Source organism: uncultured Rothia sp., assembly GCF_937976295.1.
Taxonomy (GTDB): Bacteria; Actinomycetota; Actinomycetes; order Actinomycetales; family Micrococcaceae; genus Rothia.
Genome location: NZ_CALJRY010000220.1, coordinates 1 through 7,126, shown reverse-complemented (window position 1 = coordinate 7,126; position 7,126 = coordinate 1). Strand labels below are relative to the sequence as shown.

Sequence of the window (7,126 nt, the reverse complement as noted above, 5' to 3'; positions counted from 1 at the left end):
CATAGGACTTGACCTGGGTGATTTCCAGCTTTGCGTCGCTGGGCTGAATACGCTTGGCCATTACTACGCACCTGCCTTTTCAGACTTGGTGTTGCGCAGGTAGCTGGGGATAACCTCATCGGTGGGCAGGCCACGGCGGGCTGCCACTGCCAGGGGCTCCTCAAGCTCCTTGAGTGCTGCAACAGTTGCGTGAACGATGTTGATCTGGTTCGAGGAACCGAGCGACTTGGACAGCACATCGTGAATGCCTGCGCACTCGAGTACTGCACGCACGGGGCCACCTGCGATAACACCGGTACCAGCGGTTGCCGGACGGAGCATCACAACGCCTGCAGCTGCCTCACCCTGCACACGGTGCGGGATGGTGCGGCCTTCGATGCGGGGAACGCGGAAGAAGTTCTTCTTTGCTTCCTCGACACCCTTGGAGATTGCTGCGGGAACTTCCTTAGCCTTACCGTAGCCAACGCCGACCAGGCCGTTACCGTCACCAACGACGACCAGTGCGGTGAAGCTGAAGCGACGACCACCCTTGACGACCTTGGAAACGCGGTTGATGGTCACAACGCGCTCGATGTACTTGTCCTTCTCCTCCTCGCGAGCGCGGTTGTTACGGCGCTCACCACGGCCACGACGCTCGCCGCGGTTGTTGCGGCGCTCCTCGCGCTGGTTGGAGGTCTCAGCGGTTTCAGCTACTACTGCTTCGCTCACCTGAGTTTCCTTTACGTTCTGCTCGCTCATTAGAGTGCAAGACCTCCCTCGCGTGCACCGTCAGCAACGGCTGCAACACGGCCGTGGTACTTGTTACCACCGCGGTCGAACACGACTGCCTCAACACCAGCTGCCTTGGCGCGCTCTGCAACGAGCTCACCAACGCGCTTTGCCTTAGCGGTCTTGTCCAGGTCAGCTGCACGCAGCTCTGCTTCCATGGTGGAAGCGGATGCCAGGGTTACGCCCTTGACATCGTCGATAACCTGAACGAACATGTGACGGGTCGAACGGGTGACGCACAGGCGCGGACGCGCAGCGGTACCCGAAACGTACTTGCGGATGCGAGCGTGACGACGTGCACGCTGCGCTGCCTTCGACTTGATAGCCATGTTTACTTACCAGCCTTTCCGACCTTGCGGCGGATGTGCTCACCTGCGTAGCGAACACCCTTGCCCTTGTAGGGATCGGGCTTACGCAGACCACGAATGTTTGCTGCAACCTGACCAACGAGCTGCTTGTCGATACCCGACACGGTCAGCTTGTTAGCACCCTCCACTGCGAAGGTAATACCCTCGGGAGCGGTGACGTTGATCGGGTGGGAGTAGCCCAGAGCGAACTCCAGGTCGTTACCCTTCGGGGTCACACGGTAACCGGTACCAACGATTTCCAGCTTCTTCTCGTAGCCGGAGGTAACGCCGATAATCAGGTTCTGAATCAGGGTACGAGTCAGACCGTGCAGCGAGCGAGACAGGCGCTCGTCGTTCGGACGAGATACAACGATCTCGTTTTCGTTCAGAGCCACGGTGATGGGGGAAGCTACCTTGTGGGAGAGCTCGCCCTTCGGGCCCTTAACGGTGACCAGGTTGCCATCGACCTTAACCTCAACGCCGGCGGGAACCGAGATGGGGAGACGTCCAATACGTGACATTATTCTCTTCCTTTCTCTTCTAACCGACTACCAGATGTAAGCGATGACTTCGCCGCCCACGCCCTTCTTCGCAGCCTGCTTGTCAGTGAGCAGACCCGAAGAGGTGGACAGGATTGCGATGCCGAGGCCACCCAGAACCTGGGGCAGGTTGGTGGACTTTGCGTAGGTACGCAGGCCCGGCTTGGAAATACGACGCACGCCAGCGATGGAACGCTCGCGGGACGGACCGTACTTGAGGACGAGGGTCAGGGTCTTGCCGACCTTTGCATCCTCAACCTTCACGTCGGCAATGTAGCCCTCAGCCTTCAGGATCTCAGCAATGCGAGACTTCAGCTTGGAGTAGGGCATGGATACGGTGTCGTGGTATGCGGAGTTTGCGTTACGCAAACGGGTCAGCATATCTGCGACCGGATCAGTCATAGTCATTGTGGGCTTTAGCCCTTCCTCGTTGTGGTTTCCCTACCCCGCGGTAACGGGGTCTGGACCTACAACGTAGTCGTTAGTTGGTCTTGAACGGGAAGCCCAGTGCCTTCAGGATTGCACGGCCTTCTTCGTCGGTCTTCGCGGAGGTCACCACGGTGATGTCCATACCACGCACGCGGTCAATCGAGTCCTGATCGATTTCGTGGAACATGGACTGCTCGGTCAGACCGAAGGTGTAGTTACCGTTACCGTCGAACTGGCGGTCCGAGAGGCCGCGGAAGTCGCGGATTCGGGGCAGTGCCAGGGTGACGAGGCGGTCCAGGAATTCCCACATGCGGTCGCCACGCAGGGTGACGTGTGCACCGATGGGCATACCTTCGCGCAGCTTGAACTGTGCGATGGACTTCTTAGCGCGGGTAACAATCGGCTTCTGACCGGTGATTGCGGTGAGATCGCGGATTGCGCCGTCCATGAGCTTTGCGTCGCGAGCTGCCTCGCCAACACCCATGTTTACGACGACCTTAACGATCTTCGGGGTCTGCATGACGTTCTCGTACTTGAACTCTTCCTGCAGAGCGGGAACGACGACCTCAGCGTACTTGGTCTTGAAGCGGGGGGTAATCTTGGTTTCGGTCATTAGATGTCCTTACCCGAACGCTTAGCAACGCGCACGCGAACGGTGCGCTCCTTGCCGTCACGCTCTACAGTCTCGAGGCGGAAACCAACACGGGTCGGCTTCTTGGTCTCGGGGTCAACAATCGCAACGTTAGAAACGTGGATCGGTGCCTCAACCTTCTGAATGCCGCCTGCTGCGCCGGTCAGGGGGTTAGCCTTGGTGTGCTTGGTGACGACCTTGACGCCCTCAACAATCACGCGGTTTTCCTTGGGGAGAACCTTCAGAACTTTGCCCTGCTTGCCCTTATCTGCACCGGAAATAACCTGAACCAGGTCGCCGGACTTGATCTTAGCCATGAATTAGAGCACCTCCGGAGCCAGCGAAACGATCTTCATGAACTTCTTGTCGCGAAGCTCACGACCCACGGGGCCGAAGATACGGGTACCACGGGGATCACCATCAGTGTTCTTCAGGATCACTGCGGAGTTCTCGTCGAACTTGATGTAGGAGCCGTCGGGACGACGGGTTTCCTTCTTGGTGCGGACGACGACTGCCTTGACAACGTCACCCTTCTTTACGGTACCGCCGGGGATTGCATCCTTGACGGTTGCGACAATGATGTCGCCAATGCCTGCGTAGCGACGCGAGGAACCACCGAGAACACGGATGGTCAGGATTTCCTTCGCACCAGTGTTGTCGGCGACCTTCAGTCGCGACTCCTGCTGAATCATATTTCTCCTGTCGTCTCGCCGGTTCCGACTCGCTTTAGGCGCGAGCCAGCCTTGCGGAACATTTTTACGGGATTGGTTGACGCCCCGGGCCCCATCTCTGTGGAAGGGGTTAGCGGAAACGCCTGGGGCAAACCCATGCCAGAAGCATTTGGACCCGCGTGAAGCGGGCGTATCCCACCCGTAAGTAGCGGCATTATGCACTGGCACGAGAAGCCCGTGGTTGCGCGGCTATTTGGATACAGCCACACAGTCTTAACACTGTACAGGAAGCAGGTACGTAGCGCAAGAGTTAGCCAACTATGATTTCAGTCTCCCCCACCCTATCTCCCGGGGTAGTCGGGTTTAGGGAGCAAAAACCCCATATCCCACATCACTATCGACTGAGATGGACCCTTATTTGACACTTAAAGCAGGAGGCCCCTTCGTATAGTTCCTGACGCATAAGAAACTGAAGGGGCCTCGAGAAATCTACCAAACAATGTGTCAAACAAGAATGGTAGATATTTATATTTTACTACGCTTTAATGTCCCTCTACGACAGACTTGCCGCAGGGGCTAGCAAGGGACCACCCCCGACCCCATCCCCTACCCCACAAGCATGCATACAGCGCTAGAGCACAGCACACACTACGCTGATATATCGCGCTCTTCACTTAGTAGCTAGGACACATATACTTTCGCGATACCGTCACGGACGATAGGGCGAGAATCTTCTCCCGGCCGGTTCTCTTCTGCAGCCTCGTAGTATTTGCCAGAGCGCGCATCCAGTACGTAGGGAACCTCAACCGCGGGGTAGTCCCCTGCCTTGTCGATAGCAATGACGCTCCCATCCTCCAGCAGGACCTGGTGGTTAATGCGGGTCGGGGCCACCTGCAAGGTCTCGATGATGGTTCGATTGAGCGTGTCAATGACAGTGATGGTTCCACCGCCAGCAACTGCAGGCTCTCCCTTACCCCCAAAGTCAGCGGCATAGAGCAGATGACGTTCTGCATCGAGCAAGATATCGGTGGGCATTTTGCCGAATGGAAGATAAGCGAGGTGCTCACCCTCAATACTCAGAACGTATAGACCGCCGTTTTTACCCTCGCGTCCTTGTGCAGAGACATAAAGTTCACCACGGGTCGGATCAATCTCTACACCGTGAACAGCTACTGGAGTATTGATGTCTTCCCCAGCAGTTACGGGTAGCTTGCGCACGAGCTCCCAGGTACCCATATCCACAACCCAGATTTCATCGCGCATAATATTCGGGATGTACAGGCGGCTACGAGCTTCATCCGCTACGGGTCCTAGTAGCATGGCAGGACCTTCCCCTTGAAGGGGACTAACCGTGCGTTCCCCCTCCGCGGTGGATGCAGAGATTACCTGGTAACCGCCCATTCCGGTAACGAGTACGGTGCCATTAGGTGCAACATATAGCTCGCGCGGAGTCAGCATCTCCACCCCCAGAGCGAGAGAGTCCCATACGAGCGATAGGTCTTTTTGGGAGTATGCAGTTACCGAGTTTGTACGGGTTCCTCCGGTCCAAAGAAGCCCCCGTTGATTGTCTACGGCTAGACCATAGGCAGCTTGAATCTGGAAGAGGTTTTCTAGTTCGGGGTTATTATCCGGGATGGCAGGAAGAACAGCCGTCTTCTCAATCTGCAGGGTATCCGCGTTTATGCGAGCGATTGTGGCGCAGAGCGTGCCGTGGGTCTTGGTGTGATTGAAGCTTCCGCTAACAAAAAGAGTGTTCTCTTCAGGATTGTATGCCACTTGATATTGGCCGGCGAGTCCCGCAGAACGATCCACTGAAAAACGCTTGGCGTCCTGCGTATTCTTCTGTTCTTCTGCAGCAGCAGAGGGAACCATAGGTATCTCCAAAGTTGTGTAGTTTGGAGGCTAGCTCGCCTCATATTTTGCGAGCTTAGCATCCGGAGCTTTCTGCTATACATCTTACGCTTCACCTCCACCTGAGGCTTTTCTAGCGCAGTCCGTGCACTACACTATTCGTGATTAAGACACCCTGTACCGGTAGCACATAATGCTCTCCTCCTAGGCTCTGAGTAGGGCGGATTTACTCAACGAAAGCTTAGTATTCTGCATATAATCGCTACATTAGATATCAATCTAGAGATGTTGATATCTTATAGAATTTATAAGCTTATCCCGAGGCATCTAGAGCCATGGATTTCGTAATATTTCGTCACTTCTACCCCCCTTCGAAGCGGCGTTCTGAAAAATCTACTTAAAAATTTAGAAATTAAGGGTTGTTTTTTCAAAAATCAAGTTTTTTAGTAAAAAACGCGCTTCAAGGTGCGAAAATCAGCGAGATGTACCATAATAGAAGAGACGCATGCGTCAAATAAGAGGTTCGGTCCTTATCGGACAGATTTCTTGGGTCCCTTTTTCCTCGCTAATCCGTTTGTCTAGGGACCGAACCTCGCTTTGACACTAAACCCGCACTTCGGTGCGGGTTTTCTTTGTATCTGAGGTTTGTATCTGAGGCACTAGAACCCTACATTTCATTCTTTGGGGGCTGTTAACTCGTCAAATAAGGGCGGGCGAGTACAGAGGGGTCGCCTCGCCCTACTCCATTTCTCTCTTTCCCCTCACCTGCTACTTCTACCCTTGGTCTAGACTTTCCGTCTAAATAACAGGCATATGGGCAAAATGAAAGGGGCGGTACCCATCGATGCGATGGGTACCGCCCCTTTCAATGTGTATCGGCAGTTTCAGAGAGTCAATCGGGTTCTTGAATATCTAACAGATCCCGCTCTACCTCTTTCGCCACTACCAACCGGCAGTATCGTGGGCTACCGTGGAGTGCGGACTATGCCTTGCGGCGACGTGCTACCAGCACAGTTGCGCCAACGACCAGGGCAAGAACACCAATTCCAGCTGCAACGACGACGCCCGAAGCACCGGTGTTAGCCAGTGAAGACTTCGAGGAGTTCGAAGAGGTGGAGCCATTGCTGGAAGAGGCGACATTCTGCGACGAAGAGCCGGAGGTCTTCGGAGCGGTGCTGTCCTTCTTCTGTGCCTCGGACTTCAAAGAATCCGCGGGAGCCTTGGACTGATCCTTAGCAGACTGGTCCTTTGCCTGTTCCTTGGAATCTGCAGCTGCAGACGGAGCAGCAGAAGGATCATTTACAGGTGCATTAGCCGACTCGGATGCCGTCGGTTCAGAGGCCTTCGGCGCAGGTGCCTGGTTATCTACGCTGAAGGTGTACTCTGCAGCCACACCACCGCGCACGTTATCGTTCTCCGCCAGAGAACCGGAGAGCAGGTAGATAGCAACGCTATCGCCGGTCTTCAGTTCTTCAGTCAGGTTAGAGTTTGCCACGGTGGGGCGGTCGATGGTTGCGGTGAAGTTACCGTTTTCGTCCGCCTTGATGTAAGCCCAGACGCCTGCGCTATTGCCTTCAACGCCTTCGAGCTTCGGCTCTTCCTTCGCAGAAATAGCGCCCTTGTTCAGCTTGACGGCGATAACGGAGCCCTTACCGTCCAGAGTCTTGAAGCCTTCACCGCGGAAGGTCAGCTTCTGACCATCCCAGGTCTTGGGGAAGTAGACCTTTGCGCCATCCTTGTACTCGTGTACAACCTCATTGGATTCTGCACTTTCGGAGGGTGCCGGGGTGCTGGGTTCAGGCTTTGCGGACTCGCTCGGAGCCGGAGTAGTCGGCTCAGGCTTTGCGGACTCGCTCGGAGCCGGAGTAGTCGGCTCAGGCTTTGCGGACT

9 protein-coding genes are annotated in these 7,126 nt (G+C 55.5%); all 9 read right to left on the bottom strand.

Annotated elements, in window-relative coordinates; all coding sequences use genetic code 11:
- Window positions 1-63 precede the first annotated feature (63 nt).
- A complete protein-coding gene (gene rpsE, locus Q0216_RS05930) occupies window positions 64-708 on the bottom strand; it encodes a 30S ribosomal protein S5 (protein ID WP_171840195.1) in 645 nt (214 codons plus the stop codon).
- Window positions 709-737: 29 nt separating this feature from the next.
- Window positions 738-1,097 carry a 50S ribosomal protein L18 gene (gene rplR / locus Q0216_RS05925; protein WP_005505006.1) on the bottom strand — a complete coding sequence of 120 codons (360 nt, stop codon included), beginning with the start codon at window positions 1,095-1,097 and terminating at the stop codon, window positions 738-740.
- A 2-nt stretch (window positions 1,098-1,099) separates the two neighbouring features.
- Window positions 1,100-1,636, bottom strand: a complete 537-nt coding sequence (gene rplF / locus Q0216_RS05920) for a 50S ribosomal protein L6 (protein WP_298593719.1) — start codon at window positions 1,634-1,636, stop codon at window positions 1,100-1,102.
- Between the two features lie 27 nt (window positions 1,637-1,663).
- Window positions 1,664-2,062 carry a 30S ribosomal protein S8 gene (gene rpsH, locus Q0216_RS05915; RefSeq protein ID WP_049331925.1) on the bottom strand — a complete coding sequence of 133 codons (399 nt, stop codon included), beginning with the start codon at window positions 2,060-2,062 and terminating at the stop codon, window positions 1,664-1,666.
- 73 nt (window positions 2,063-2,135) lie between these two features.
- Window positions 2,136-2,696: a 50S ribosomal protein L5 gene (gene rplE, locus Q0216_RS05910; RefSeq protein WP_005505001.1), complete on the bottom strand. Its 561-nt coding sequence runs from the start codon at window positions 2,694-2,696 to the stop codon at window positions 2,136-2,138.
- Entirely contained in the window at window positions 2,696-3,031 is a 336-nt protein-coding gene (gene rplX / locus Q0216_RS05905; protein WP_005504988.1) for a 50S ribosomal protein L24, read from the bottom strand. The genes rplE and rplX overlap by 1 nt, the downstream gene beginning before the upstream one ends.
- Window positions 3,032-3,034: 3 nt before the next feature.
- Window positions 3,035-3,406, bottom strand: a complete 372-nt coding sequence (gene rplN, locus Q0216_RS05900) for a 50S ribosomal protein L14 (RefSeq protein WP_005504986.1) — start codon at window positions 3,404-3,406, stop codon at window positions 3,035-3,037.
- A 660-nt stretch (window positions 3,407-4,066) separates the two neighbouring features.
- Window positions 4,067-5,257, bottom strand: a complete 1,191-nt coding sequence (locus Q0216_RS05895; RefSeq protein WP_298593715.1) for a YncE family protein — start codon at window positions 5,255-5,257, stop codon at window positions 4,067-4,069.
- Between the two features lie 961 nt (window positions 5,258-6,218).
- Window positions 6,219-7,126 (bottom strand): LPXTG cell wall anchor domain-containing protein (locus Q0216_RS05890; RefSeq protein WP_298593713.1); only part of this gene is annotated, 908 nt, incomplete at its 5' end.